Below are 26221 nucleotides of genomic sequence, written 5' to 3' on the forward strand. Positions count from 1 at the left end.
GTGCGGAGGACGGGCCCCGCTGCGCACGCGACGGGGCCTCCCCGGTCGCGGTGAGGCCAGTTGCCCACCACGCGGCGTCGGTGACCCATCTGGACGGCCGCCGATCCTACGATGCCCCGGTGGTCCACCCGCTCCGCACCGGCGACTCCGCGGAGCCCGACGTCGTCGTGCTGTCCCCCGCCGGGCGCCGTTCCCGCCTCGCCGCCTCGCTGGTGGTCCTGGCCCTGTTCCTGGCCGGCACCCTGTGGGGCACCGACGCCCACTTCCCGTTCGGCCCGTTCAAGATGTACTCGACGCGCGCGGACAACGACGCCCCGGTGGTCTCCACCCGGGTGGTCGGCCTGACCGGCGACGGCCGCGAGGTGCGCCTGTCCGGCGGCGAGGTCGGCCTGCGCCGGGCCGAGTTCGAGGGACAGCTTCCCCGCCTGGTCGACGACCCCTCCCTTCTGGTGCTGCTGGCCGACACCTACGCCGAGCACCACCCCGGCGGCCCGGAGCTGGTCGAGGTGCAGGTCGTGCAGCGCCGTTTCGAGCTCGTCGACGGCGAGGCCACCGGCGCGTGGAGCGACCGGGTCCTCGTCGAGCAGGAGCTGGAGGTCGGCCCGTGAGCGCCACCCTGCCGCCCCCCGCGGCCACGGAGCCGGCCCGCCGCGGCGCGCTCGCGGGCCTGCGCGGGTTCTGGACCCGCCCGGTGCCGCTGGCCCGGATCGCGGTGTTCCGCACCATCGCCTACCTGTTCGTGCCGGTCGACGTCTTCCTCACCACCGCCTGGGTGAGCGCGCACGCCGACGTCCCGACCGCCTACTACCAGCCCCTCGTCATCGGGCAGCTGCTGCCGCTGCCGGTGCCGACCTCGACCGTCGTGCACGTCGTCCAGTGGGCGCTGGTGGCCACCGCGCTGGCCGCCGCCACCGGACGCGCTCCCCGCCTGCTCGGCTCCGCGGTGTTCCTCCTCTACCTCGAGTGGATGGTCATCGCGATGAGCTACGGCAAGGTCGACCACGACCGCATCGCCTACCTCGTCGCGCTCGCCGTCCTGCCCACCATCGGGGTGGCGCGCTGGCGGGACCGCCGCTCCTCGGAGGCCGCCGGGTGGGCGATGGCCGCCGTGTTCGTGACCGTGATGCTCACCTACTTCCTGGCCGCCTGGGCGAAGATGCGCTTCGGCGGCTGGGACTGGGCGACCGGCTCGACGATCACGCGGGCGGTGATCCGCCGGGGCACGGCGCTGTCGGAGTGGACCCTCGACGTACCCGGCCTGCTCACCGCCTCGCAGTGGGCGATGCTCGTGCTCGAGTTCGCCGCGCCGCTGATGCTGCTCGTGCGGTCGGACCGCGCACGGGTGGCGCTGGTGGTCTTCCTGCTCGGCTTCCACCTCATGGTCTTCGGCGGGCTGCGGATTATCTTCCTGCCGCACTGCGTCGCGATCCTGTCGATCGTGCCGTGGGAGCGGTTCCCCGAGGCGGTCGCGCAGGTGCGCCGGCGGGTGCGGCGGCAGCCGGTCACGCCCACCGCCGCTCCGCCGGGCTGAGGCCCTCACACGAGGGCACCGATCCGCGCGGCGACGTCGGCCTCGTGCTGCTGGTAGGACGCGGCGACCGCCGTGAGCAGGCCGCCCATGCCGGTGAGCGCGTCGCTGACCGCCTGTGCGGAGGTGCGCCACTGCTCGTAGAGAGCGCTGAACTGCACGGCCGCCTGGCTGTCGGTCCACCCGTCGAGCACCGAGGCGGTGACGCTGCTCGACAGGGTCGCCTGCCGGGCCGCCGTGTCGGCCGCCTCGGCCTGGCACTGCCCGGCCATCGACTGCAGCGTGGCGATGTCGACCTTCATGGGGATCCTCCCGTCCGGCCCGGGCACCTCCCGGGATCCGGCGGCCGACGCTAGGGCCGGTCCGCCCCGCGGCTCCCCGGCCGTCCACAGGCGGCAGATCCCTCCACAGCACCCCGCCGCCGTCTCGCCGGGCCCGGCACGGGCGGCACGGTCGGCGCGTGCCCGCTCCCCTGCCCGCCGACGTCCCGCCGCGCTGCTGGACCGTGGTCGGTCCCGGGGGCGCGGTGGACGTCGAGGTCCGCGCCGCCGACGACGATCCCCTGCGGTCCGTGCTGCCCGTCCTCACCGACGCCCTCGGCGTCCCCCCGGCGCCGCTGTGGTCGGGCTCCACCCGGCTGTCGGAGGACCTGCCGCTCACCTCACCGCTGCTGGCACACGGCGCCGTCCTGGGCCTCGGCCGCCCCGCACCGCGCGGCGGCCGGCCGGCGTCCAGCCCGCTGGAGCTGCACGTCGTCGGCGGCCCGGCGGCCGGCACCACGGTCGGCCTGGCCAGCGGGCGGCACGTGATCGGCCGCGGTGGGGACGCCACGCTCCACCTCCCCGACCCGGGCGTCTCCCGCCGGCACGTGCGGCTCGACGTGGGCGCCGGGGGGACGACGGTCGCCGACCTCGGCTCCACCAACGGCACCCGGCTCGACGACGCCGACGTGACCGCGGACGCGGTGCCCTGGCCGCCGGGCGCGGTGCTCCGGCTCGGCGCGAGCTCGCTCGCGGTCGCCGGCCCGCGCGACCTCCCGGTCCCGCTGCGCCCCGGGCCGGGCGGGCGCTGGCTGGTGCGCCCGGGCACCGCGACGCCGGGTGGGCGTCCCGAGGTCGAGGTCCTGCTGCCCGACCTCCCGGCCGAGTCCCCACGGCGGCGGCTGGCGTGGATCGCGGTGCTCCTGCCCGCGGTCGCCGGCGCCTCCCTGGCGTGGCTGCTCGCCACGCCGACGTTCCTCTTCTTCGCCCTGCTCTCCCCGCTGGTCGCGGTCGGGACCTGGGCGTCGGACCGGTGGGCCGGCCGCCGCTCGGGGCGTCGCGCCGCGGCCGTCCACGCCGAGGAGCTGCTGGCCGCCCGGTCCTGGTTGCGGGAGGCCGTGCGGGCCGACGTCCGGGCGGCGTCGCGCGCCTCCCCCGACCTCGCCGCGCTGGCGACCGCGGCCAGACGGCGCACCACCCTGCTGTGGTCCCGCGACGCGGACCATCCCGATGCGCTGGCCGTGCGGCTGGGCACTGGGTCCGGTCCGACACGGGTCACCCGGGTGGAGGGCGGCCGCCGGCACGCGGAGACGGCCGCGGACCTGCCGGTCGTCGTCGACCTGCGGCGCGCCGGGGGCCTGGGCGTGACGGGGCCGCGGTCCCCGGCGCTGGGCGTCGTCGCCGGTCTCCTCGCCCAGGTGGCCGTGCTGCTCCCGCCCGGGGACGTCGACGTCGCTGTCCTCACCACCGCCGAGCGGGCTCCCGACTGGGCCTGGGCGCGGTGGCTCCCCCACCTGCGGGACGACGCGGTCCACGTGCGCGCTGCCGGGGACGACGGTGCGCTGTCGGCCTGGCTGGCGGAGGTGGCGGCCCGGGAGGGGACGGTTCCCGCCGGCACGGGCCCCGCGCGCGGACTGGTGCTCGTGGTCGACCGGCCGACCGGTCCCGACCTGCGGGAGAGCCTGCGACGCTGCCGCGACGCCGGGGCCGTCCTGCTCACCCTCGGCGGGCGCGTCGACGAGCTCCCCGTCCCCGGCGGTGCCGTGCTGCAGGTCGGCGGGGAGACCGGGGACACCGGCCTGCTCGACCGCGGCGACGGGACGCCGCGGGCCGAGGTCGTCGTCGACCGGCTCCCCCGGCCGGTGGCCGCCGCGCTGGCACGCGACCTCGCCGCGCTGAGCCCGGGACGTTCGGCGACGGCGCCGGCCCGGACGGCGCGACTGCTCGACCTGCCCCCGCACGACGCGGCCGGGGGCTCCGACGACGTCCCGGTGGCCTGGTCCCGCTCCCGGACGTCGCTCACCGCCACCCTCGGCCTGGGCGCCGACGACGTCGTCACCGTCGACCTCTGCCGCGACGGCCCGCACGCACTGGTCGCCGGCACCACCGGCTCGGGGAAGTCCGAGCTGCTGCAGACGCTCGTCGCCGGGCTGGCGCTGGCCCACCCGCCCGACCGCTGCTCGTTCCTGCTCGTCGACTACAAGGGCGGCGCCGCCTTCGCCGAGGCGGTGGGACTGCCGCACACCGTCGGCCTGGTGACCGACCTGGACGCCGCGGCCACCGGGCGGGCCCTGCGCTCGCTGACCGCCGAGCTGACGCGGCGGGAGGCCCTGCTGGCCCGCGCCGGCGTCGCCGACGTCGGTGCGCTGCCCGACGACGTCGACCTGGCACGCCTGGTCATCGTCGTCGACGAGTTCGCGGGGCTGGCCGAGGACCTGCCCGAGTTCGTCAGCGGGCTGGTCGGCATCGCGCAGCGCGGGCGGTCGCTCGGCGTGCACCTCGTGCTGGCGACCCAGCGTCCCGGTGGGGTCGTCTCCCCGGAGATCCGCGCCAACTGCTCCCTGCGCCTGTGCCTGCGCACCACCGACGAGGCCGACTCGCGCGACGTCCTCGGCGGGCCGGAGGCCGCCCGCATCCCGGCCGACCGGCCCGGCGGCGGCCTGCTGCGCGTGGGATCCGCCCGCCCCGTGCCCTTCCGGACCGCACGGGTCACCCTCGGACCGCCGGCCCGGCCGGCCGGACCCACCGCCCGTCGCCGCACCTGGCCGCCGTCGGCGGCTCCCGCCGTGGACGCCGCTCCCCCCGGTGGCCGGTCGGACCTCGCCCGCATCACCGAGGCGACCGCCCAGGTCGCCGCGGACACGGGGACCCGCCGGCCGCACCGCCCCTGGCACCCCGCGCTGCCCGACCGCGTCGCCGCGGCCGACCTGCCCGCGCCCGTCGACGGCAGCGCCGGGACGCGGCTGGCGCTCGGCCTCGTCGACCGGCCCGACCGGCAGGCGCAGGAGCCGCTCGTGCTCGACCTGGCCCGCGGCGGGGGCTGGCTGGCCGTCGGCGGTCCCGGCAGCGGCCGGACGACGCTGCTGCGGACGGTGCTGGCCGAGGCGGTCCCCCGGCTGCCCCCGGACCGGTTGCACGTGCACGTCCTCGACCACGCCGGAGGTGCGCTCGCGGCCGCGGCCGCGGGGCTGCCGCACACCGGCACCGTCGTCGACGGGACCGACGCCCTGCGCACCGTCCGGCTGGTGACCCGGCTGGCCGAGCAGGTCGCCACCCGCCGGGCCGGGTCCGCCGCCGGGCCGGCCGTCCTGCTGCTGGTCGACGGCGTCGAGTCGCTCGTCACCCAGCTCGACGAGGCCGTCCCGGGCCAGGGCTCCGCGGACCTCCTCCGGCTGGTGCGCGACGGCGGGGCGGCCGGTCTGACCTGCGTCATGACCGCCGACCGCGCCGTCCCCGGTGGCCGGCTCGCCGCGGTGGCCGGGACCCGCCTGGTCCTCCCGCTGCCCGACCGCGCCGACTACGCGGTGGCCGGGGTGCCGGTGCGGTCGGTGCCCGGCCGGCGGCCACCCGGGCGAGCGCTGCTGGGCGAGGACGCCGTCGAATGCCAGGTCGCGCTCCCGCGGCCGCTGCCGGTCGATCCTCTCCGGGCCCCGATGAGGTCGGGTGCGCTGCGGATCCCGGAGCTCCCGGCCGACCCCCGGCTCCCCGCCGGGCCGGCACCCGGCGCGGGATCCGGGGATGCCCTCGCGGCGGTGCCGCTGGGACCCGGCGGGGACGACGGCGGCCTGCTGCACGTCGACCTGCGCCGCGGCGGAGGCCTGCTTGTCGCGGGCCCGCCGCGCAGCGGCCGCACGGCCACGCTCCACGCGCTGGCCGCGACGCTCTCCCGCGCCGGGGTCCGGGTCGCGACGCCGGCGCGGAGCCGCCGCGCGGCCGGGCCGGGGCTGCCCGGTGCCACCCCACTGTCCGCTGACGACGTCGCCGCCTGGCGCGCCTGGCTCGCCGGCCCCGACGGGGGCCCGGGTGCCCTGGTCCTCGACGACGCCGGGACGCTCGCCGACTCGGCGGTCCTGGCCGCCCTGACGGCTGCCGACCTGGCCGAGCACGACGTCGTGGTCCTCGCGGCCGGCACCGCCGGGGAGCTCTCGGGGGCGTTCCGAGGCCCGGTCGCCGACCTCCGCCGCAGCCGCGGCGGCCTGCTGCTCTGCCCGGGGCCGGGGGACGCCGACCTGCTCGGCATCCGGCTGCCCCGCACACCGGTGCCGGTTCGTCCCGGCTCCGGCTGGCTGGTCACGGCCGGCACGGTCCAGCGCGTGCAGGTCGCCCGGCACGGCGCCGACCGGGACACGGCCCGGCCGTGACGGGAGGCTCAGAGCAGCTCGAGCGCCGAGCCGATCTCCTGCGTGGCGTACCAGGCCAGCTCGTGGCCCTCGGCCTGGTCGACGACGAACTGCGCCTCGTCGCTGCCGAGGTCGGCCTCCAGGACGACGGCGACGGCCGCGCGCACGTCGTCCTCGGCCTCGGCGCCGTCGATGTGGGCGCTCGCCACGTCCGCGAGCGCGACGTCGGCGGTCACGCGGACCGCGCCGGCGTCGGTGTCGGCGTCGTCGACCGGTTCGACACCGGAGTCGGCGACGTCCGCGGCGAGGACCACGCGGCGGCGCGCGGCCGTGGGGTCGACGTCGACCAGTCGCAGGCTGGCCCGGGCGGCGGTCAGCAGTGCGGCGTACTCAAGCTCCTCAAGGTCGGCCGCCGCGTCGCTGAGGGCGTAGAACTCCCGCAACCGGGGGGTCACCGCGAAGGCCGTGTGGGGTCCGCTGAGCCGGCCCTCGTCGACCAGTCGCCGCAGGACGCCGGTCGTCGCCGGCAGGTAGATCCGCACCCGGCCGCTCCTCTCCTGTCGGGAGAGGCGACCGTATCCCGCGCCGGTCGCCGGACTCCGCGCAGCAGGTCAGCGCACGGACTCGGTGAGCGCCGCGACCTCCTGCTCGATCAGGTCGGCCAGGACGTCGACGTCGCCGACGCCGTCGCGGTCGGCGTTGAGGCCGATGTAGACCCGGCCGTCGTAGCTGGTCATGCCCACCGACAGCGCCTGCCCGGCGACGAGCGGCACCACCGGGAAGACCTCGAGCATCCGGCTGCCCGCGGCGTACAGCGGCACCTGCGGCCCCGGGACGTTGGTCACGACCAGGTTGGACATGCGCCGGGAGAGCCCCCGCGCCGCGCGGGCACCGAGCGCGTGCAGCGTGGGCGGGGCGAAACCGGTGAGCGCGATGAGGGTCTCGGCCCCGACCGTCCTGCCGGAGTCGGTGACGTTCCGCATGGCGTAGCTCAGCCGGGCCAGGCGCACCCAGGGGTTGGGCTCCCCGACGGGCAGGTCGACGAGGTGGGCCGCCACCGTGCCGCCCGGGTCGTCCTGCCCCTCACCCTGCACCGAGACGGGTACCAGCGCCCGCACGACGGTCGACCCGAGCACCGGCTCCCCCCGCGACAGCAGCCAGTCGCGCAGCGCGCCGGTGAGGACGCCGAGCAGGACGTCATTGACGGTCCCGCCGCGCTGCTTGCGGATCACCCGGAGGTCCTCGAGGTCGGCGCGCGCCACGGCGACGCGGCGCTCCGTGCCCGCCGTCCGGCTCAGCGGCGCGTGCGGCGCCGGGACGACGGCCGAGCCGGCCGCCCGGGCCAGCCCCTCGGCGACCCCGCGGACGCGGGCCGCGGTCGCCCGGAGGTCACCGACCGCCGACCGGGCGGCGTCGACGACCGCGGCGGGGCGCTGGACGTACTCCTCGAGAGCGTCCCGGACCAGGTCGACGGGACCCGGCACCCGGCCGGGCATCCAGCCGTCGACCGGGGGCAGGTGGGCGTCCGGGGTGGTGTCCAGCAGCACCTGGGCGATGTCGACGGCACCGAGCCCGTCGACGAGCGCGGGATGGGTCTTGGTCACCACGGCGACGCGGCCCTCGGCCAGCCCCTCGACGAGGTAGACCTCCCACAGCGGGCGGCGGCGGTCCAGCGGGCGCGAGGTCACCCGCGAGACCAGGTCCAGCAGCTGGGCCTGCGTCCCCGGCCGCGGCACCGCCGACTGCCGCACGTGGTAGGCGACGTCGAAGTCCGGGTCGTCGGCCCACACCGGGTTGGCCAGGCGCCCGGGCACCGGCACGACCCGCTGCCGGTAGCGCGGGACCAGGGGCAACCGCGCCTCGACCAGATCGGCGAGGGCGTCGAGCCCGCCCTCGACCGGCTCGAGCACGAGCACGCCGGAGACGTGCATCGGGGCGCCGGCGTCCTCGAGGTAGAGGTACGACGCGTCCAGGGTGGTCAGCCGCTCGGCCATCGTCCTCCTCCGGCTCGTGGGTGCACGCTACGGCGGCGGGGCGTCCGGCCCCAGCCGGGCCGTCCCGGCCGGCCGGGACGGTGCCCCACCCGGCGGGCCGCCGGGTCAGGAGAGGTCGCTCAGCCGGCGCGGCGGCGGCGCAGACCCCGGCGCCCGGGTGCCGGCTCGGGCACCTGGGCGAGCGCGGCGGCCAGCGTGCGCAGGCCGGCCCGCAGCGGTGACCCGGGCGCCACCTCGGCCAGGGTGCGACCGGAGGCCAGCGCGGCATCGGTGGCGGCGCGGTCGGCGGGCAGGAAGCTGAGCACGCTCCGGCCGGCGAAGCGCTCGATCGCCTCGCCGATCTCGCGGCGGGCGTCGCCGGGCACCGGACCGGGCCGCACCTGGTTGACCACCACGGCCGGCTCGACGTCCGGGAGCAGGTCGCGCAGCTGGCCCAGCGCCCGGATGGTGCGCTGGAGTCCGACCGGGTCGGCCCCGGTCACGCACAGCACGTCGTCGGCCGACTCGAGGACGGTCACGGTGGCGCCGTTGCGGCGGGGAGCCGCGGTGTCGAAGGACAGCTCCTCGTCCTCCTCGACGTTGAACGCGCAGTCGACGACCACCAGGTCGGCCGACCGGCGCGCCTCCTCGAGCACCGCCGCCACCGCCGGGGGCCGCAGCTCGGGCCAGCGGTCGGCGCGGGCCAGCCCGGTGAGCACCGACAGCTGCGGGCGGACCGACCAGGCCAGCCGCTTCAGGGCGGCCTCGTCGAGCGCCCCGGCGGCCGCCTGCCGGGCCGCACCGGCCAGCCCCGGCGACTCGTCCAGGAGCCCGAGCACCTGCGCCACGACCCCGCCGTAGACGTCGGCGTCGACCAGGAGCGTCGGCACACCGAGCCGGGCCGCCTCGTCGGCGATCCCGACCGCGACCGTGGTCCGGCCCGGGGCGCCGGTCGGCCCCCACACCGCCACGACGCGGCCCCGGGGCGGGCGCCGCTCGGTGGCCTGCGGGTGCGGGCCGCCGGCTGCCGGCAGCGCGGCCCGCGGGTCGGCGACGCCGTGCCCGGCGACCACTGGACCGGCCACGGCCCGGCGCAGGGCCTCGGCCACCTCGGTCGGTGTGGCGTCGGCGGGCAGCACCGTGGCCACCCCGAGCGCGTGCAGCCGCTCGGTCGCCCGCGCATCGGCGGGGTCGGCGAGCCCGACGACGGCGACCCCGGCCGCGGCGAGACGGGTGACGGTGTCGACGTCGAGCCGGTGCAGGTCGGCCGACAGCAGTGCGGCGTGGGCGGTGCCGGTGGCGGCGGTGGCGAGCAGGTCCGAGGCGTCGACGCACCTCCGGACGACGGTCACGCCGTGGTCGGCCCGGTCGAGCGCCCCGACGAGGGCGGCCTCCCAGGCGGCGCCGGTGACCGCGGTGACGACCTGGAGCGCCATCACCGCGGGGCCTCGGCCGAGGCGTCGGCGGACGAGGCGTCGGCGGACGGGGCGTCGGCGGACGGGGCCGAGGACGACCGGGACGGGTCGACCGGAGACGAGGACCGGGTCGGCGCCGACGACGAGGACCGGGCCGGCGCCGACGACGAACGCGCGGGAGACGACGAGGCGGTCGAGGAGGCGGTCGGTGAGGCGGGCGCGGACGACCGGGACGGGGCCGACGACGACCGCGCCGGGGTCGACGGGTCGGCCGACCCACCGCCCACGGACGCCGCACCGCCGGCCGACTCGACCGAGCCGTGCACGACGACCACCAGCGGCCGGCCGCCGATCGCGGCGAGCACGTCGGGCGCCTCGTCACCGGGAACGGCGACGACCACCTGCACGGTCGTCGTCGCCGTCGACAGCACGCCCTCGGTCCGGCCGCTCACGGCGAGCACCGGCGCCGCCCCGACCACGAGGGTCACGCCCTCACCGGTCGCCGTGCCGGCCGGGTCGGTGACGCCGTAGACGTCGACGACCTGGCCGCGCGCGAGCCCGGGAGGCGCGTACCCGGCCTGCACCGGCAGGGCCACCTGCACGAGGTCCTCGGGCTCCTCCAGCGCGGTGCGGGGCAGCAGCTCCCCCGTCCGGACGGCGCGGGCGAGCGTGCGACCGGCGGGGTCGGTGCCCGTGGACAGGTAGGCACCCGCGGCGTCCCCCAGCCGCACCTCCACCGCCACGAGGTCGGCGGCGGCCAGCTCCGTACCCGCGGCGAGGTCGCCCGCCACGGACCAGACCGGCACGGTCGCGTCGGCGGCGGTCACCACGCGGGCACCGACGAGCACCGAGCCGAGGACCAGCAGCACCCCGAGCACCAGCCGCAGGTCCAGCCAGCGCGGAGGGCGCACCCGCCGCGGCACCGGCCCGGTCGCCGTCTCCCCCGCCGGCACCGTGCGCGTGGCAGCACCCACCGGGCGTTCCCCCTTCCGTCCCCGGGTCCGTCCCGGTCGCCCACCGGACCGGCGGGCGTGCACCACGACCGGCATCCCCGCGCGGTCGGACGCCGATGATGCGATACGGATGCGGAAGCGTGCACCAGCTGTCCACACGTTCGGGTGTGGACGAGATGCGCGCGGGTGAGTGCGTTGCTGACAGACTGGGCGCCGACCGGACGGAGAGCCATGCCCACACCGCGCTTCCTGACCCTCGACGACGTCGCCGAGATCCTCAACGTCTCGTGGTCGCAGGCCTACGCGCTCGTGCGACGACGCGAGCTGATCGCCATCCAGATCGGTGGCCGCGGCCAGTGGCGGGTGGAGACCGACGAGCTCGAGCGGTTCATCCAGCAGAAGTACGCCGAGGCGCGCGCCGGCACCGTCCCGGCCGCCGCGGAACTCGCCGCCGACCCAGCCGGGCCGGAGGCCACCCCCGCCCCGGAGCCCGGGCAGCCGCTCGAGGCGGCCGCCGGCCCCGCCCGCGGACGCCGCTCCCGCGGCTGAGCTCAGGCGGCGCCCGGGCTGAGCGTCCGCACCACCGCGACCGCCGCCAGGGCCACCGCCCGCACCGACCGCACCGCGCCCGGACGACGGAACTCGTCGGGAGCGTGCTCGGCGAGCTCCACGAAGTCCGCCCCCACCCGGTCGACCGTCCCGGTCAGCAGCGCGCCGTCGTCGAGGACGACGGCCACCGCGCTGCGGTCGCGCGCCAGCCCGCGCAGCGCCCACCGCAGGTCCAGTGCCGCGCGCACCCGGGTCGACGGCCCGGTCACCGCCGTCGACCGCACCAGCCCGGAGGCCACGACGACGGCCGGCAGGGCCACCAGCACCTCCCGGCCGGCGTCGTCGGCCAGCAGCGCCCAGTCCGTGCCCGCCTCCTCCAGCCGGCCGGCGATCTCGCCCGCCCCCCGGCACCGCAGGGACACCCGCCCGCCCACCGCACCGCCGAGCCGCTCGGCGAGCCGGACCGCGGACGTCTCCGCGCGCGAGCGTGACGGCAGCTCGGCGCGTTCCTCGCGTGCCGCCACCTCGTCGAACTCGGCCTGCAGGTCGGCGAACAGCTGCTGCCAGCGCATGACGGAGAGCCTAGATCCACATCATCGTTTGCGTTTGCTTGCATTTGTCTGCTTTGGTGCAATGACAAGCTCAGAGGAGGACACATGTCGCGGAGTCGGCTCGCCGTCACGTCGGCGGTCATGGCCGCGGTCGCCGTCGGGTTGCGGGAGGTGACGCCCGACCTGACGGCCCTGACCGACGGCGGCCTCGACCTGCAGCGCCTCGTCGACACGGCGGGCGCCGAGGACCTGCTGCTCACCGGGGTCGCCGCCGGGGCCTGGCTGGCCTGGGCCTGGGGTGCCCTCGGGCTGGTCCTCACCGCGCTGTCGGCCCTGCCCGGACTGGCCGGCACCACCGCGCGCGTCCTGCTGGGCGGGGTCCTGCCCGCCTCGGCCCGGCGTGCGGCCGCGCTCGCCCTCGGCGTCGGTCTGGTCACCGCGCCGGCCCTCACCGGCTGCACCGCACCTCCCCCGGGTCCGGCCGTCGTCCTGGCGGCCGACGCGCGGACGACGTCGGTGCCCGACTGGCCGGCACCGCCGGAGCCGGCGTCGGGGGCCCCCGCACCCGGAGCGACCGTCCCCGACTGGCCCGCCCCGGCGCCCGGCGACCACGTCGTCCTGCGCGGTGAGTGCCTGTGGTCCATCGCGGAGGCCGACCTGCGGGCGCGCACCGGCCTGGATCCCGGCCCGGCGGACGTCGCCGCGGCGGTCCAGCGCTGGTGGACGACGAACGCCGACGTCATCGGGGACGACCCCGACCTTCTGCTGCCCGGTCAGGTCCTGCGCCCGCCGGCCTGACCCCTGCCGCACCTCCGGCCGCTCCCCCGGCCCGCGCCGACCGCCACCGACCCGACCCCGGGAGCTCCCGTGACCGCGCCTCCGCAGACCACCGCACCCGTCCCCGCCCGCCCGCTGCGCCTGACCCTCGTCCCCGCGCTGCACCCGCCGCTGACCGGGCCCGCCGTGGCGCTCGTCGACCCGACCACCCCGCCGCCCCGACCGGCGTACCGGCCCGGCCCGCGCCCGGCACCGGAGGGCCTCCGCAGCCGGCAGCCGGACCTCTTCGGTCCCGCGTGGTCGGTCCGCGCCGACCTGCCCGACCCGCGCGCCGCCGGGCGGCTGCTGTTCACGACGGTGCTCGAGGCCCTGGCCGGCCGGCGACCGCTCAGCCAGGTGCAGCGGCTCACCGCCCCCGGTGTGCACGCCGCCCTCGGCGCGGGACGCCGGCCGGCCTGGTGCAGCGGCGGCACGGCGCCGGTGCTGCTGGGCCCGGTGCACGTCTGCGAGCCGGTCGACGGCGTCGCGGAGGTCAGCGCGGTGGCGCGGCGGGCGGGACGGGCCCACGCGGTCGCCGCCCGGCTCGAGGGCGTGGACGGCCGCTGGCGCTGCACCGCCCTGTCCATCGGGTGAGGACGCGCAACGGCGCCACCCGGGGACGGGACGGCGCCGCTGCGCGACCGGTGCAGGTCAGTCGTCGGCGGGCTGCTCCGGCACCCCGCCGGCGGCACCCGGGCCGCCGCCGGGACCGCGACCCCCGGACTCGGCCTCGACGCGGTCGGTGATGCGCTGCTCGAGGTCGGTCAGCCGCTCGTCGGCCTGCTCCTCGGTGAGGCGCCCGTCGGCGACGGCCTCGGCGATCCGGTCCTCCTCCGCGGTCACCAGCGCCTGCACGAGGGTGTCGACGGCGGCCCCCTGGTCCTCGGCGACCTGCGCCAGCGTGGCGCCGTCGGCCTCGAGGGCCTCGCGGAGGTCCTCCTCGGTCATGCCGAGGGCCTCGGCGGCCGTCGCGAGGTCCGGGCCCCGACCGTGGTGCCCACCCCGGTCCCCCAGACCGGCCTCGCTCAGGGTGGCGGCCACCTCGTCGGCCTGCTCCTGGGTGATCGACCCGTCGTCGACCAGGCCCGACAGCGCGTCCGCGATGCGCTCCACGGCGGACGACGCGGTGCCCTCCGCGTCGCCCGGAGCGGCCAGCGCGGGCGCGGCCAGGCCCAGCGCGGAGAGGGTGAGGGCGCCGGTGGTGGCGGCGATGACGAGCTTCGTGCGCATGTGCACTCCTGGGTCCGGGTCGGTGTCTCCGACCGTCGGTCCCACCCTCGGAGGACACGCTGTCAGCGGACTGTGACCGTGGGGTGATGTCGCTGTGGATGCGACCCTCGGGCGGCCGGGGCCGACCGCCGACGACGGCGCCCCGCCGACCGCGGGGGTCGACGGGGCGCCGGGCGTGCGCGGGCCTCAGCGGCCGGCCGCTCCGTGGCAGGCCTTGTACTTCTTGCCCGAGCCGCAGGGGCAGGGTGCGTTGCGGGCCGGCTCCTTCGTCCCGGTGACGGTGGCCGTCTTGGCCGCCTTCGCCGGGCCGCTCTCCTTGGCCGAGGGGTCGAGCGTCGGCGCGGAGTAGCTCAGGTTCTCCTGCCGGCGCGGCTCGTCGAGGCCCTTGACCGCCAGCTGCGGGCCGGTGCCCGACGGCGACGGCGCCTCGTCGGCCGGGGCCGGAGGAGCCGCGTGCCGGGGAGCGGTGCGCGTGACCGGACGGCCCGCCGGGGCGCCCGTGGAGCGCCGGGCGGCGGGCTTGGCCGCCGGCTTGGACACCGACACCGGCGCGGCAGCGGGTGCAGGTGCAGGTGCAGGTGCGGGTGCACCCCCGTCACCGTCGACCGGCGCCGCAGCCGGAGCCGGAGCAGCGGCCGCCGCGGCCTCGCGGGCCGCCGCCTCCTGCGCCGCCCGCTGGCGGGCGAGCACGCGGGCGGTGCCCTCCTGCGCGGCGGCCAGCGCCTTGGCCTCGGCCTCGGCCTGCTGGGCCTGGGCCTCGGCCTCCTGCTGCTCCTTGGTCTTGACCTCGAGGTTGAACAGGAAGCCGACCGACTCCTCCTTGATGCCGTCGAGCATCGCGGTGAACATGTCGTAGCCCTCGCGCTGGTACTCCACGACCGGGTCGCGGTTGGCCATCGCGCGCAGGTGGATGCCGGCCCGCAGGTAGTCCATCTCGTAGAGGTGCTCGCGCCACTTGCGGTCGAGCACGCTGAGCAGCACCCGCCGCTCGAGCTCGCGCATGACCTCCGAGCCCAGCGCGGTCTCCCGCTCCTCGTAGGCGCGGTGGGCGTCGTCGAGCAGTTCCTGCTTGAGCACGTCGGCGGTGAGCACGGCCTGCTCGCCGTCGGCGACGCGGTCGAGCAGCTCCTGGCGGTCCAGGCCCACCGGGTAGAGCGACCCGAGGCCGGTCCACAGCTGCTCGAGGTCCCAGTCCTCGGCGTAGCCGGTCTCGGTGGCGCCGTCGACGTAGGCGCCGACGACGTCGTCGAGCATGTGCTGGACCTGCTCGTGCAGGTCCTCGCCGTCGAGGACCTTGCGGCGCTCGTCGTAGATGACGGTGCGCTGGCGGTTGAGGACCTCGTCGTACTTGAGGACGTCCTTGCGGACCTCGAAGTTCTGCTGCTCGACCTGCGTCTGCGCCGAGCGGATCGCCCGGGTGACCATCTTCGACTCGATCGGCTGGTCGTCGGGGACGCGCAGCGTGGTCATCATCGACTCGAGCATCGGGCCGTTGAAGCGGCGCATGAGGTCGTCGCCGAGGGAGAGGTAGAAGCGCGACTCCCCCGGGTCGCCCTGCCGGCCCGACCGGCCGCGGAGCTGGTTGTCGATGCGGCGGCTCTCGTGCCGCTCGGTGCCCAGCACGTAGAGTCCGCCGGCCTCGGTGACCTGCTCGTGCTCGGCCGCGACCTGGTCCTTGGCCGTCTGCAGCGCCTCGTCCCAGGCGGCCTCGTACTCGTCGGGGGTCTCTGACGGCGACAGGCCGCGGGCCCGCAGCGCCTCGTCGGCGATGAAGTCGGGGTTGCCGCCGAGCTGGATGTCGGTGCCGCGGCCGGCCATGTTAGTGGCCACGGTGACCGCGCCGAGCCGGCCGGCCTGCGCGACGATGTGCGCCTCGCGCGCGTGGTTCTTCGCGTTGAGGACCTCGTGCGGGATGCCCTGGCGCAGCAGCATCTTCGAGAGCAGCTCGGACTTCTCGACGCTGGCGGTGCCCACGAGCACCGGCTGGCCGGCCTCGTGCCGCTCGGCGATGTCGTCGATGACCGAGTCGAACTTCGCCTTCTCCGTCTTGTAGATGACGTCGGAGCGGTCCTCGCGGACCATCGGCCGGTTCGTCGGGATCGGGACGACGCCGAGCTTGTAGGTCTGGGAGAGCTCGGCCGCCTCGGTCTGGGCGGTACCGGTCATCCCGGAGAGCTTCTCGTAGAGCCGGAAGTAGTTCTGCAGGGTGATCGTGGCGAGCGTCTGGTTCTCGTCCTTGATCTGCACCTTCTCCTTGGCCTCGATGGCCTGGTGCATGCCCTCGTTGTAGCGGCGCCCGGCCAGCACGCGACCGGTGAACTCGTCGACGATGAGCACCTCGCCGTTGCTGACGATGTACTGCTGGTCGCGGTGGAAGAGCTCCTTGGCCTTCAGCGCGTTGTTGAGGTAGCCGATCAGCGGGGTGTTGACCGCCTCGTAGAGGTTGTCGATGCCGATCTGGTCCTCGACGAACTCCACGCCCTCCTCGGTGACGGCGACCGTGCGCTTGGCCTCCTCCACCTCGTAGTGCACGTCGCGCTTCATCAGCGGCACGATCCGGGCGAACTCCTGGTACCACTTGCCGGCCGACTCGGCCGGGCCGCTGATGATCAGCGGCGTGCGAGCCTCGTCGATGAGGATCGAGTCGACCTCGTCGACGATCGCGTAGTGGTGGCCGCGCTGCACCAGGTCGGCCTTGGACCAGGCCATGTTGTCGCGCAGGTAGTCGAAGCCGAACTCGTTGTTCGTGCCGTAGGTGATGTCGCAGGCGTACTGCTCGCGGCGGTGCGCCGGCTTCTCGCCGGAGAGGATCGTGCCCACGCTCAGGCCGAGGAAGCGGTGCACGCGGCCCATCCACTCGGCGTCGCGCCGGGCCAGGTAGTCGTTGACCGTGACCACGTGCACGCCCTGCCCCGTGAGGGCGTTGAGGTAGGCCGGCAGCACGCCGGTCAGCGTCTTGCCCTCACCGGTGCGCATCTCGGCGATGTTGCCCAGGTGCAGCGCCGCCCCGCCCATGAGCTGCACGCGGAAGTGCCGCTGGCCCAGCGTCCGGCTGGCAGCCTCCCGGACGACGGCGAAGGCCTCCGGGAGCAGCTGGTCGAGGGTCTCGCCGTCCTCCAGACGCTCCCTGAACTCGTCGGTCTTGGCGCGCAGTTCCGCGTCGGTCAGGTCGGCGACGTCGTCGGACAGCAGCTCGATCGCGTCGGCGATCCGCTCCAGTCGACGGACGAGCTTTCCCTCACCGGCACGGAGGATCCTCGAGAACACCACGACACCAGCGTAGGCGGCCTCCCCCGTCGGTCGGGGAGGCCGCACGCACACCGCGACGGTTCAGCGCCGGACCAGGCGCTTCTCCCGCGGGTCGAGCACGACCTCCCTGGCCCCCTCGCGCATCCCGTCGAGCACCGCGCCGACCACCTCGTCCCGGTCGTGCCCGGCGGGCAGCCTCGGCGGCGTCCCGGCCAGCGCGCGGTCGACCAGGCCGGTGTCGACGTGCGGCGGCCGGACGTCGAGCACCCCGATCGACCGGCTGCGCAGCTCGCGCCGCAGCACCGAGGCCCACGCCGACAGCGCCGCCTTGCTCGCCGAGTACTCGGCCATGTTGAGCGTGGGCGCGTCGGCCACGATCGCCGACAGCAGCACCACCGCCCCGCCGTCGGCCAGGCGCGGCAGCGCGGCGCGCACCAGGCTCATCGGCCCGAGGGTGTTGACCGCGAAGAGCTCCTCGGTGACGGCGTCGTCGGCGTCGGCCGCCGGGCCGAAGGCCACCACGCCCCAGGCGACGACGACGGCGTCCAGCCCGCCCAGCGCGTCCGCGGCACCGTCGACGACGCCCCGGACGGCGTCGACGTCGACCGCGTCCGCGGCGAACGACGGGGCGCCGCCGAGCTCGCCGGCCAGCTGCTGCAGCCGTGCGTCGTCGCGACCGACGAGTGCCACCCGGGCGCCGGCTCCGGACAGGGCCCGCGCCAGGTCGCCGCCGAGCGCCCCCGTCGCGCCCGCGACCAGCACCCTCGCCCCTGACAGCTCCACCGGCGGCACCTGCCCGCCGCGGGCGGCACCTAACCTCTCCCCGTGGCCCACGACCCGCACGATCTCGCGCCGGAACTGCTCGTCTTCCTGACCGAGCGCCACCTGGCCACGCTGACGACGCTGCGCGCCGACGGCAGCCCGCACGTCGTCCCGGTCGGCGTCACCTTCGACCCCGCCACCGCCACCGCACGGGTGATCACCTCGGGCGGGTCGGCCAAGGCCCGGCACGTCCGGGCCGGACGGGCGCGGGTCGCCGTCTGCCAGGTCGAGGGCCGCCGCTGGCTGACCCTGGAGGGGACGGCGGTGGTGCGCGACGACGCCGCCTCGGTCGCCGACGCCGAGGCCCGCTACGCGCAGCGGTACCGGCAGCCGCGCGAGAACCCTGCGCGGGTGGTCATCGAGATCTCGGTCGACCGGGTGCTGGGCAACGCCTGACGATCGTCCGATGGAGCTCGACGGCACCGACCTGACCACCGAGGTCATCCGCACCGCCCGCCTGCTGCTGCGCCCGCCCACGCTCGACGACGTCGACGCGGTGCACCGCGCGATGCAGGACCCGGAGACGCAGCGCTGGATCACCGCGGCCCCGGTGCCCTACACCCCCGCGGACGCCTCCGCGTGGCTGACGTCGACCGCACGGCAGCGCGCCGAGGGCACCGGCCTGCCCGTCGTGGCCGAGGCCGGCGGCGCGTTCGTGGGCACCGCGGGACTGGTGCTGCCCGGCGTGCGGCACCTCGGTCCCGAGATCGGCTACTCCGTCGCGCCGTGGGCCCGCGGCCACCGGTACGCCGCCGAGATGGCCGACGGGCTGGCCCGGTGGGCGTTCGCGCACGGCGCGCCGCGGGTGCACCTCGTCGTCGACGTCGGCAACCCGGTCTCGCAGGCGGTGGCGGTGCGGGCGGGGTTCACCCGGGAGGGCGTGGTCCGGGGCTGCCTGCCCCTGCGGGACGGCGGCCGCGCCGACGCGGTGCTGTTCGGCCGGCTGGCCGGCGACTAGGACGCAGCAGGGGCCCGGCCTGGTGGCCGGGCCCCTGCCGTGCGACCGGTGGGTCAGTGCGGGACGGCGGCCGGCTCGGTGTGGTCGGCGGTGGTGGTCGCCGCCTCGCCGAGCGGCTGGTCGACCAGGCGGATGAGGCCGTAGTCGAAGGCGTGCCGCCGGTAGACGACCGTCGGCCGCCCGGTGTCCGCGCAGTGGAACAGGTAGAAGTCGTGCCCCACGAGCTCCATCTCGAGCAGGGCCTGGTCCACGGTCATCGGGACGGCGGGGTGGTGCTTCTCCCGGACGATCTGTCCCGGCAGGTGCTCGTCGAGGTCGGTGACCAGCGGGGCGCCGTCGGCGGGCAGGTCGACGGCGTCGACGTCGGCGACCGGTGTCTCCAGCGGGCCGGTGTCGGGGGCGCCCGGGACGCGTACGCTGGCCGGGGTGCGCCGGCCGTGGTGGACGCGGCGGCGGTCGTTGGCGCGGCGCAGCCGGTTGTCGAGCTTGCCGGCGCTCAGGTCGAGCGCGGCGTAGAAGTCCGGCGCGCAGGCCTCGGCGCGGACCACGGGCCCCTTGCCGCGCAGCGTGATCTCCACACGCTGGCAGTTCGCGGACTGGCGCGGGTTCTTCTCGTGGAACAACTCCACGTCGATGCGGGACAGCTTGCCGTCGAACCGCTCGAGCTGGCCGACCTTGTCCTCGACGCGCTGGCGGAAGTGCTCGGGGACCTCGACGTTACGGCCACGGACCACGATCTCCATCAGACCTCCCGGTCGTCGGGTGTGACCAATCGCACGCTAGTCGCCTGCCCGGGGGCCGGACAGTCGATCGAGACGGCCGCCCGCGGGCCCCGGCGTCATCGGCCGGGCGGCACCGCCGGCGACACGGCGGCGACGTCCCGGGGAACGGGACGGGGCGTCGCGGCGACCACCGCGGCGAGGACCGGCCCGTCGCCGGCGGCCCCCGTCGCGGCCAGCGCGGCGGCCGCCTGGGTGAGCGTGGCGCCGCTGGTCACGACGTCGTCGACGACCACGAGCACGGCTCCCGGGGGCAGCGGTGCGGCCCGGGCGGTGACCGTCCCGGCCAGGTTGGCCCGCCGCTGGGCGACCGTCAGCCCGGCCGAGTCGCGGACCCGGCCGGTGCGCGCGAGCAGCCGCGCCTCCGCCGCGTCGACGCCGGCCGCCCGCAGCTCGGCGACGGCGGCGACGGCGAGCTCGCGCACGTGGTCGCGGCCGCGCTCCCGCAGCGCCGCGCGGGTGGGCGGCAGCGGGACCAGCAGCACCGGCCGGCCGGGCAGCAGGGCGGCGTGCACGGCGACGGCCAGCGCGAGGGCGGCGCCGAGCGGCCCGGCGAGCTCCGACCGCCCGCGCTCCTTGAAGGCGACGACCGCCGGGCGCACCGGCCCGGCGTAGGCGCCGGCGGCCACCGTCGGGGGCATGCCCCACGGCACCCGGCGCGGGGTGGCCTCCCGCGGCCGGGTCAGCAGCCGGGCGCAGCGCCGGCACAGCACCGGCCCGGGCACCCCGCACCCGGCGCACGTGCGGGGCAGGACGAGGTCGGTGAGCGCCGCGCCGAGTCCTCCCACCGCCCCAGCCTGCGGCCGGTCGGCCCGCTCCCCGGGACCGCGGCCGGATCTGTGGACAGCGGCCCGGGCGGTCGTCAGACGGGGTAGAACGGCTCCGTCCCCGGCACCGGCTGCTGCCCGCGGATGAGGGTCACCCAGGTGCCGCCGGACAGCTCCCACACCGAGCCGCCGGCGCTGACCAGGGGCTGCTGACCGGGTGCGGCGGCCAGCGCCGTGGGCTGGCTGGGCAGGCCGGAGGTCGGCATCTCGGCCAGGCCCCACCCGTCGACCCCGACGACGTAGGGCACCACGCCGTCCTCCCTGCCGTCCGCGGCGAGCACCATCAGGCTGCCCGCGGTCCGCCACGCGACGTCGAGCACCCCGTTGAGCGCCGGTGCGACCTCGCGCAGGTCGCGCAGCGCGACCGAGCCGTCGTCGGTGCGCACGACCGTGCCGACCAGCAGCGCCGAGCCGTTGCTGCCGTTGACGACGACGGCGGCCCGCACCCCGTCCGGTGAGAGCTGCAGCGCCGTCGCCCGGCCCTGCCCGGGCAGGGTGGGCGCGTTCACCGGCTGCAGGGAGCCCCCCGCGGGCACCCGGACCACGGCGGTCTCGTCGCGGACGACCCAGAACTCCGGGCGGGTGGCGGCGACGGTCGGGGCGGAGTAGCGGCTCGCGGTGCCCTGCGCCACGAGGTCCTGCCCGTACTTGCCGGCCAGCAGCGTCGCGGTCGGCCCGCTGACCGAGACGCCGACCATGTCGGTCAGCGCGCTGGTCCGCGGGTCGGCCCACACCGCGGCCGACGACAGGCCGTAGGCGCCCGTCCCGGCCGGACCGGGGGCGGGCTGGCCGTCGACGGTCATCAGCCGGCCGGCGTCGAGGTGGTGGCCGTCGGCGTCGGCGGGAACGGACTCGGGACTGAAGGCGGCCCAGTCGTCGGTGCGCTGCACGATCGGCACGCCCGGGAGGGTGAGCGGGTCGCCGTCGACGGTGACGCGGACGGAGCTGATGCCGTCGAGCTGGTCGAGGGTCCACACCAGCTGGGCGCACAGCTGCGACAGCTGCACCGGCGACGCGTCCCCGAGGCCGTCGAGGTCGACGGTCACGGTGGAGCCGTCGACGGTGGCCGCCCGGGCGAGCGTGACCCCGGCGAGGGCGTTGCCGACCCCGGCGGCCAGGGCCGGCGACGGCCCGTCGAGCAGCCGCTGCACCAGCGTCGTCGGCTGGGCCTCCCCGCCGAGGACGTACCGCGGGTCGGGCACCACCCGCTGCTCGGTGGGGTCGACGAAGTAGGCGGAGAGGTCGTCGTAGAGCCGCTCGAAGTCGGGCACCAGCATGACCAGCCCGTCGGGCGGGTTGGCGATGCGCCGCTCTCCCCCGACCTCGGCCAGGGTGAACTCGTGGGTGAACGGCTCGCCCGACGCGGCGGTGAACACGCCGCGGGGGTCGACGGAGCCGACCAGGTCGCCGGTCATGCGGACGGTGCCGGCGTCGGTGGCGACGGCGGCGTAGTCGGCGGCGACCAGGGTGATGCCGGCCTCGTCGGACCAGGTGGCCGCGGCGTCGGGGGTCAGGTGGTCGCGGGCGACCGGGTGTCGCTGGACGGCGCTGGCCGCGGCGTCGACGAAGCCACGGACGATCTCCTCCGGGGACGCGCCGGCCGCCGGCCCCATCGGCTCGATACCCACCTCGGCCGCCGGCCGGGCCGGGCCCTCGGTGATCTGCATCGGCGCCGAGCCGGTGGGCACCGTCGAGCAGGCGGTCAGGAGCCCCAGGAGGAGCGCGGCCAGGGCGGCCCGGCGCCGGTTCACCGCCGCACCGCCGGCCGGCGCACGATCGTCGGGCGCAGCGGCAGCGGGGAGCTGGTCAGGTCCGACCCCGCGGCCAGCGGGACGGTGAGCCGGAACTGCGCGCCGACCCCCGGCTGGCCCCACACCTGCAGCCACCCGCCGTGCAGCCGGGCGTCCTCGAGGCTGATCGACAGGCCCAGGCCGCTGCCGCCGACGGTGCGCACCCGCGAGGGGTCGGCCCGCCAGAAGCGGTCGAAGACGTGCTGCGCCTCCGCCGAGGACAGCCCGACGCCGTGGTCGCGGACGGTGACCGCGCCCGCCGTCCGGTTGGCCGCGAGCGTCACCTCGACCGGCTTGGCGGTGCCGTGCTCGATGGCGTTGCCGACGAGGTTGCGCAGGATGCGCTCGACCCGCCGCGCATCGACCTCGGCGATCACCGGGTCCCGCGGGCAGGTGACCTGCAGCTCGCAGCCGTGCCGGGCGGCCAGGGCCGACATGCCGTCCGTCACCCGCGCGACGAGCACGCCGAGGTCGGTGGGCGCCCAGTCCAGGACGGCGGCACCGGCGTCGTAGCGGCTGATCTCCAGCAGGTCCGACAGCAGCCGCTCGAAGCGGTCGAGCTCCTCGTGCAGCAGCTCGGCCGAGCGCGCCACGTGCGGCGGGAAGTCCCCGCGGGACTCGTGGAGGACGTCGGCGGCCATCTGCACCGTCGTCAGCGGGGTGCGCAGCTCGTGGCTGACGTCGGAGGTGAACCGCTGCTGCAGCTGCGAGAGGCCCTCGAGCTGGGTGATCTGGCGCTGCAGGCTGTCGGCCATGGCGTTGAAGCTGGTCGCCAGCCGCGCCAGGTCGTCCTCGCCGCGGACGGTCATCCGCTCCTCGAGCTGACCCTCGGCCAGCCGCTGCGCGGTGCCGGCCGCTCGCCGGACGGGGTCGACCACCAGCCGGGTCACCAGCACCCCGATGCCGGCCACGAAGAGGGTGAGCGCGATGCCGCTGATCGCCACGGTGCTGCGGATCAGTGACAGTGTCTCCTCCTCCTGGTCGAGGGGGAAGGCGTAGTAGAGCTCGATCTGGCCGGCCGACGACGCCCCGCCGGGGACCGGCGCCCCGACCAGCAGTGTCGGCCGCGGCTCCTCGGCGGCGTTGGGCACCATGGCGTACTGGGCGTACTGGCCGCCGCCGGCGACACCGGCGCGCAGCCCGTCGGGCAGCGCCGGGTAGATCCCGGACCGGCTGAAGGCCGGCGGCCGCTCGGTGTCGCCGGTGCGGTAGACGGCGACGACGGCGAAGTCGCCGGCCGACCCGCCACGGCTGAGCAGGCCGTCGACGGTGCGCTGCAGCGCGGTGCGCACGCTGGCCGCGTCGCCGGCGGCGATGCCGACGACCTCGGACTGGGCGTAGAAGACGCCCGCCTGCACCTGGTCGACGGCGGCCTGCTCCTTGACGGCGAGCAGCTGCGTGCGGATCTGGCTGAACAGCACGAGGCTGACGATGACGACGACCGTGCCGGCCACGACCATGGTGATGGCGCCGATGCGCACGTGCAGGGAGGACCGCCACGCCGACACCGCGCCGGCCGTCAGCGACCGCGTGAGGCGGCGGGCGCGACCGGCCCGGCGGCGCACGCCGCGCCGCAGCGTGGGCAGGTCCCGCGGCAGCCGGCGGCGGACCGCCTCGGCGGGGCCGGCCAGGACCGCCCGGTCGCCGGTGCTCACGGGTGCCGTCCCGGGCCGGACGGTCCGGCGCGGCCGGTCACGGTGGGCCCGCCTTGTAGCCGACCCCGCGGACGGTCAGCACGATCTCGGGCTTCTCGGGGTCGCGCTCGATCTTGGCGCGCAGCCGCTGCACGTGGACGTTGACCAGCCGGGTGTCGGCGGCGTGCCGGTAGCCCCAGACCTGCTCGAGCAGCAGCTCGCGGGTGAACACCTGCCGCGGCTTGCGGGCCAGCGCCACGAGCAGGTCGAACTCCAGGGGGGTGAGCGGGATCGGCTGCCCGTCGCGCGTCACCTGGTGGGCGGGGACGTCGATCTGCACGTCGCCGATGGCCAGCGACTCCGCCTGCCCGGTCTCGCCGCGGCGCAGCTGGGCACGAACGCGGGCGACGAGCTCCACCGGCTTGAACGGCTTGGTCACGTAGTCGTCGGCGCCGGCCTCGAGGCCCTGGACGACGTCGATGGTGTCGCCCTTGGCGGTGAGCATGACGATCGGGACGGTGGACTGGGCGCGGATGTCCTGGGCGATCTGCAGGCCGTTGCGGCCGGGCAGCATCAGGTCGAGCAGGACGATGTCGGGGCGGGTCTGTTGGAAGACCGAGAGCGCGCGGTTGCCGTCGGAGACGAAGGCGGGGTCGTAGCCCTCCCGTCGCAGCACGATGCCGAGCATCTCGGCGAGGGCGGCGTCGTCGTCGACGACCAGGACGCGGCCGCGGCTGGGCCCGTTGTTCGCTGCTGCGCTCGGAGACACGTGACCATTCTGCGACGTCACGAGACAGTAACGGGGCTGCTGGGCCCGGCGAGCCGGACCCAGCAGCCCCATCACCCCCCTGCGGGTGACGTCACGGCCCTGGTGAGGGGACGGAACGGCCTGGTGACGTGCTGGAACGGCCCCCTCGCAGGGGCTCGCCGCGAGCGTGGTGACGTGCTGGAACGGCCCCGCTGCAGGGCCCCACCCTGAGCCTGCGAAGGGTGGGGGGCAGCGGGGTCCTCCTAGTAGCGGTAGTGCTCGCTCTTGTACGGGCCCTCGACCGGCACGCCGATGTAGTCGGCCTGCGTCTTCGACAGCTCGGTCAGCTTGACGCCGAGCGCGTCGAGGTGCAGCCGCGCGACGTGCTCGTCCAGCTTCTTCGGCAGCACGGTGACCGTGGGCTCCTTGCCCTCGTAGGCCGCACGGTTGCCCCACAGCTCGATCTGGGCGAGCACCTGGTTGGAGAACGAGGCGCTCATGACGAAGCTGGGGTGACCGGTGGCGTTGCCGAGGTTCAGCAGGCGGCCCTCGGAGAGCAGGATGATCGTGTGGCCGTCGGCGAACCGCCACTCGTCGACCTGCGGCTTGATCGTCGTCCGCGTGATGCCGGGGGTGCGCGCCAGGCCGGCCACGTCGATCTCGTTGTCGAAGTGCCCGATGTTGCCGATGATCGCCTGGTGCTTGGTCTGACCGAGCTGCTCGGCGGTGATGATGTCGCGGTTGCCGGTCGCGGTGATGATGATGTCGGCCTTGCCGATGACCTCCTCGAGGGTGGTCACCTCGTAGCCGTGCATCGCCGCCTGCAGGGCGTTGATGGGGTCGATCTCGGTGACGATCACCCGGGCGCCCTGGCCGCGCAGCGACTCCGCGCACCCCTTGCCGACGTCGCCGTAGCCGCAGACGACGGCGACCTTGCCGCCGATCATCACGTCGGTGGCGCGGTTGATGCCGTCGATGAGCGAGTGGCGGCAGCCGTAGAGGTTGTCGAACTTGCTCTTGGTCACCGAGTCGTTGACGTTGATCGCCGGGAACAGCAGCCGGCCGTCGCGGGCCAGCTCGTAGAGGCGCATGACGCCGGTGGTGGTCTCCTCGGTGACGCCCTTGATGCCCTGGCCGATGCGGGTCCAGTAGCCGGCGTCGGCGGCCAGCGTGCCGCGCAGCACGTCGAGGATGACGCCGTACTCCTCGGAGTCGGCCTCGGTGGTGTCCGGGACGGCGCCGTCGGCCTCGAAGCGGGTGCCGAGGTGGACCAGCAGGGTGGCGTCGCCGCCGTCGTCGAGCAGCATGTTCGGGCCGACGACGTCACCGGCCTCGTCGCGGAACTCGAACAGCCGCTGGGTGCACCACCAGTACTCCTCCAGCGTCTCGCCCTTCCAGGCGAACACCGGGACGCCGGCGGGCTCCTCAGCAGTGCCCTCGGGGCCGACGACGATCGCCGCGGCGGCGTGGTCCTGGGTGGAGAAGATGTTGCAGGAGACCCAGCGGACGTCGGCGCCGAGCGCGACGAGGGTCTCGATGAGGACGGCGGTCTGCACGGTCATGTGCAGCGAGCCCGCGATGCGGGCGCCGGCCAGCGGCTGCTCGTCGCCGTACTCGGCGCGCAGCGCCATGAGGCCGGGCATCTCGTGCTCGGCGAGCTGGATCTCCTTGCGGCCGAACGGGGCCAGGGAGAGGTCGGCGACCTTGAAGTCGGCCGCGCCGTTCGGGGTGGACAGCGTGCGGGTGCCGGTAGAGGCGGTCATGTCGCTCCAGGGTCGACGTCCCCGCGGGAGCGGGGA

Annotated in this window: 23 protein-coding genes; 8 read left to right on the forward strand and 15 right to left on the reverse strand. The window is 76.4% G+C overall.

The window, feature by feature from the left end:
- Nucleotides 1–119: 119 nt before the first annotated feature.
- Both BM165_RS15870 and BM165_RS15875 read left to right on the forward strand, forming a co-directional pair.
- A complete protein-coding gene (locus BM165_RS15870; RefSeq protein WP_075014499.1) occupies nt 120–608 on the forward strand; it encodes a hypothetical protein in 489 nt (162 codons plus the stop codon).
- A complete protein-coding gene (locus tag BM165_RS15875; protein WP_244274263.1) occupies nt 605–1531 on the forward strand; it encodes an MFS transporter permease in 927 nt (308 codons plus the stop codon). The genes BM165_RS15870 and BM165_RS15875 overlap by 4 nt, the downstream gene beginning before the upstream one ends.
- A 5-nt stretch (nt 1532–1536) precedes the next feature.
- On the opposite strand, the gene BM165_RS15880 is transcribed toward BM165_RS15875, so the two are convergent.
- Nucleotides 1537–1830: a WXG100 family type VII secretion target gene (locus BM165_RS15880; protein WP_075014500.1), complete on the reverse strand. Its 294-nt coding sequence runs from the start codon at nt 1828–1830 to the stop codon at nt 1537–1539.
- Between the two features lie 158 nt (nt 1831–1988).
- Here BM165_RS15880 and BM165_RS15885 point away from each other — a divergent pair, with 158 nt between their 5' ends.
- A complete protein-coding gene (locus tag BM165_RS15885; RefSeq protein WP_075014501.1) occupies nt 1989–6149 on the forward strand; it encodes an FtsK/SpoIIIE domain-containing protein in 4161 nt (1386 codons plus the stop codon).
- Nucleotides 6150–6157: 8 nt separating this feature from the next.
- Here the strand turns inward: BM165_RS15885 and BM165_RS15890 are convergent, their stop codons facing one another.
- The 4 genes from BM165_RS15890 to BM165_RS15905 all read right to left on the reverse strand — a co-directional run bounded on the left by BM165_RS15890 (nt 6158) and on the right by BM165_RS15905 (nt 10490).
- Nucleotides 6158–6670 carry a DUF6912 family protein gene (locus BM165_RS15890; protein WP_075014502.1) on the reverse strand — a complete coding sequence of 171 codons (513 nt, stop codon included), beginning with the start codon at nt 6668–6670 and terminating at the stop codon, nt 6158–6160.
- Between the two features lie 69 nt (nt 6671–6739).
- Nucleotides 6740–8122 carry a WS/DGAT/MGAT family O-acyltransferase gene (locus tag BM165_RS15895; RefSeq protein ID WP_075014503.1) on the reverse strand — a complete coding sequence of 461 codons (1383 nt, stop codon included), beginning with the start codon at nt 8120–8122 and terminating at the stop codon, nt 6740–6742.
- A gap of 119 nt (nt 8123–8241) precedes the next feature.
- Nucleotides 8242–9537 (reverse strand): CpaE/TadZ family protein, encoded by a 1296-nt coding sequence (locus BM165_RS15900; RefSeq protein ID WP_075014579.1) that lies wholly within the window; start codon nt 9535–9537, stop codon nt 8242–8244.
- On the reverse strand, nt 9537–10490 hold the full coding sequence (locus BM165_RS15905) for an SAF domain-containing protein (protein WP_083427402.1): 954 nt from the start codon (nt 10488–10490) through the stop codon (nt 9537–9539). The genes BM165_RS15900 and BM165_RS15905 overlap by 1 nt, the downstream gene beginning before the upstream one ends.
- A 210-nt stretch (nt 10491–10700) precedes the next feature.
- On the opposite strand from BM165_RS15905, the gene BM165_RS25740 reads away from it, so the two are divergent.
- Nucleotides 10701–11018: a helix-turn-helix domain-containing protein gene (locus BM165_RS25740; RefSeq protein WP_244274264.1), complete on the forward strand. Its 318-nt coding sequence runs from the start codon at nt 10701–10703 to the stop codon at nt 11016–11018.
- Between the two features lie 2 nt (nt 11019–11020).
- Here BM165_RS25740 and BM165_RS15915 read toward each other — a convergent pair whose 3' ends face one another.
- The gene (locus tag BM165_RS15915) at nt 11021–11590 is read right to left on the reverse strand and encodes a hypothetical protein (RefSeq protein ID WP_075014504.1); all 570 of its coding nucleotides are present in this window, start codon (nt 11588–11590) and stop codon (nt 11021–11023) included.
- 84 nt (nt 11591–11674) lie between these two features.
- Between BM165_RS15915 and BM165_RS15920 the strand changes: the two genes are divergently transcribed.
- Both BM165_RS15920 and BM165_RS15925 read left to right on the forward strand, forming a co-directional pair.
- The gene (locus BM165_RS15920; RefSeq protein ID WP_075014505.1) at nt 11675–12367 is read left to right on the forward strand and encodes a LysM peptidoglycan-binding domain-containing protein; all 693 of its coding nucleotides are present in this window, start codon (nt 11675–11677) and stop codon (nt 12365–12367) included.
- A 69-nt stretch (nt 12368–12436) separates the two neighbouring features.
- On the forward strand, nt 12437–12979 hold the full coding sequence (locus tag BM165_RS15925; RefSeq protein ID WP_075014506.1) for an Rv3235 family protein: 543 nt from the start codon (nt 12437–12439) through the stop codon (nt 12977–12979).
- A 57-nt stretch (nt 12980–13036) separates the two neighbouring features.
- Here the strand turns inward: BM165_RS15925 and BM165_RS15930 are convergent, their stop codons facing one another.
- The 3 genes from BM165_RS15930 to BM165_RS15940 form a co-directional block, all read right to left on the reverse strand.
- Nucleotides 13037–13615, reverse strand: a complete 579-nt coding sequence (locus tag BM165_RS15930; protein WP_075014507.1) for a hypothetical protein — start codon at nt 13613–13615, stop codon at nt 13037–13039.
- A gap of 186 nt (nt 13616–13801) precedes the next feature.
- Nucleotides 13802–16885: a preprotein translocase subunit SecA gene (gene secA / locus BM165_RS15935; RefSeq protein WP_075014508.1), complete on the reverse strand. Its 3084-nt coding sequence runs from the start codon at nt 16883–16885 to the stop codon at nt 13802–13804.
- Nucleotides 16886–16945: 60 nt separating this feature from the next.
- Nucleotides 16946–17647: an SDR family NAD(P)-dependent oxidoreductase gene (locus tag BM165_RS15940; RefSeq protein WP_075014509.1), complete on the reverse strand. Its 702-nt coding sequence runs from the start codon at nt 17645–17647 to the stop codon at nt 16946–16948.
- A 42-nt stretch (nt 17648–17689) separates the two neighbouring features.
- Here BM165_RS15940 and BM165_RS15945 point away from each other — a divergent pair, with 42 nt between their 5' ends.
- Both BM165_RS15945 and BM165_RS15950 read left to right on the forward strand, forming a co-directional pair.
- A complete protein-coding gene (locus tag BM165_RS15945) occupies nt 17690–18082 on the forward strand; it encodes a pyridoxamine 5'-phosphate oxidase family protein (protein WP_075014510.1) in 393 nt (130 codons plus the stop codon).
- Between the two features lie 10 nt (nt 18083–18092).
- Nucleotides 18093–18644 (forward strand): GNAT family N-acetyltransferase, encoded by a 552-nt coding sequence (locus BM165_RS15950; RefSeq protein ID WP_075014511.1) that lies wholly within the window; start codon nt 18093–18095, stop codon nt 18642–18644.
- Between the two features lie 53 nt (nt 18645–18697).
- Here the strand turns inward: BM165_RS15950 and hpf are convergent, their stop codons facing one another.
- From hpf to ahcY, 6 genes are all read right to left on the reverse strand, one after another.
- Nucleotides 18698–19387 carry a ribosome hibernation-promoting factor, HPF/YfiA family gene (gene hpf, locus BM165_RS15955; RefSeq protein ID WP_075014512.1) on the reverse strand — a complete coding sequence of 230 codons (690 nt, stop codon included), beginning with the start codon at nt 19385–19387 and terminating at the stop codon, nt 18698–18700.
- A gap of 95 nt (nt 19388–19482) precedes the next feature.
- Nucleotides 19483–20211: a ComF family protein gene (locus BM165_RS15960; RefSeq protein ID WP_075014513.1), complete on the reverse strand. Its 729-nt coding sequence runs from the start codon at nt 20209–20211 to the stop codon at nt 19483–19485.
- 74 nt (nt 20212–20285) lie between these two features.
- On the reverse strand, nt 20286–22001 hold the full coding sequence (locus BM165_RS15965) for an LpqB family beta-propeller domain-containing protein (RefSeq protein WP_075014514.1): 1716 nt from the start codon (nt 21999–22001) through the stop codon (nt 20286–20288).
- Nucleotides 21998–23695, reverse strand: coding sequence for an MtrAB system histidine kinase MtrB (mtrB, locus tag BM165_RS15970; RefSeq protein ID WP_083427403.1), 1698 nt, complete (start codon nt 23693–23695; stop codon nt 21998–22000). The genes BM165_RS15965 and mtrB overlap by 4 nt, the downstream gene beginning before the upstream one ends.
- 37 nt (nt 23696–23732) lie before the next feature.
- Complete coding sequence (gene mtrA / locus BM165_RS15975) at nt 23733–24443, reverse strand: MtrAB system response regulator MtrA (protein WP_075014515.1); 711 nt, start codon at nt 24441–24443, stop codon at nt 23733–23735.
- Nucleotides 24444–24685: 242 nt separating this feature from the next.
- On the reverse strand, nt 24686–26185 hold the full coding sequence (gene ahcY / locus BM165_RS15980; RefSeq protein WP_075014516.1) for an adenosylhomocysteinase: 1500 nt from the start codon (nt 26183–26185) through the stop codon (nt 24686–24688).
- Between the last annotated feature and the right edge of the window lie 36 nt (nt 26186–26221).

This window comes from Geodermatophilus obscurus (assembly GCF_900115395.1).
Lineage (GTDB): Bacteria > Actinomycetota > Actinomycetes > Mycobacteriales > Geodermatophilaceae > Geodermatophilus > Geodermatophilus obscurus_B.

What these genes read in the sequence shown, in the direction of transcription:
- BM165_RS15880 (WP_075014500.1), bottom strand. Translation starts at nt 1,830, where the DNA reads ATGAAGGTCGACATCGCCACGCTGCAGTCGATGGCCGGGCAGTGCCAG.
- BM165_RS15895 (WP_075014503.1), bottom strand. Translation starts at nt 8,122, where the DNA reads ATGGCCGAGCGGCTGACCACCCTGGACGCGTCGTACCTCTACCTCGAG.
- BM165_RS15900 (WP_075014579.1), bottom strand. Translation starts at nt 9,537, where the DNA reads ATGGCGCTCCAGGTCGTCACCGCGGTCACCGGCGCCGCCTGGGAGGCC.
- BM165_RS25740 (WP_244274264.1), top strand. Translation starts at nt 10,701, where the DNA reads ATGCCCACACCGCGCTTCCTGACCCTCGACGACGTCGCCGAGATCCTC.
- BM165_RS15915 (WP_075014504.1), bottom strand. Translation starts at nt 11,590, where the DNA reads ATGCGCTGGCAGCAGCTGTTCGCCGACCTGCAGGCCGAGTTCGACGAG.
- BM165_RS15920 (WP_075014505.1), top strand. Translation starts at nt 11,675, where the DNA reads ATGTCGCGGAGTCGGCTCGCCGTCACGTCGGCGGTCATGGCCGCGGTC.
- BM165_RS15930 (WP_075014507.1), bottom strand. Translation starts at nt 13,615, where the DNA reads ATGCGCACGAAGCTCGTCATCGCCGCCACCACCGGCGCCCTCACCCTC.
- BM165_RS15950 (WP_075014511.1), top strand. Translation starts at nt 18,093, where the DNA reads ATGGAGCTCGACGGCACCGACCTGACCACCGAGGTCATCCGCACCGCC.
- hpf (WP_075014512.1), bottom strand. Translation starts at nt 19,387, where the DNA reads ATGGAGATCGTGGTCCGTGGCCGTAACGTCGAGGTCCCCGAGCACTTC.
- ahcY (WP_075014516.1), bottom strand. Translation starts at nt 26,185, where the DNA reads ATGACCGCCTCTACCGGCACCCGCACGCTGTCCACCCCGAACGGCGCG.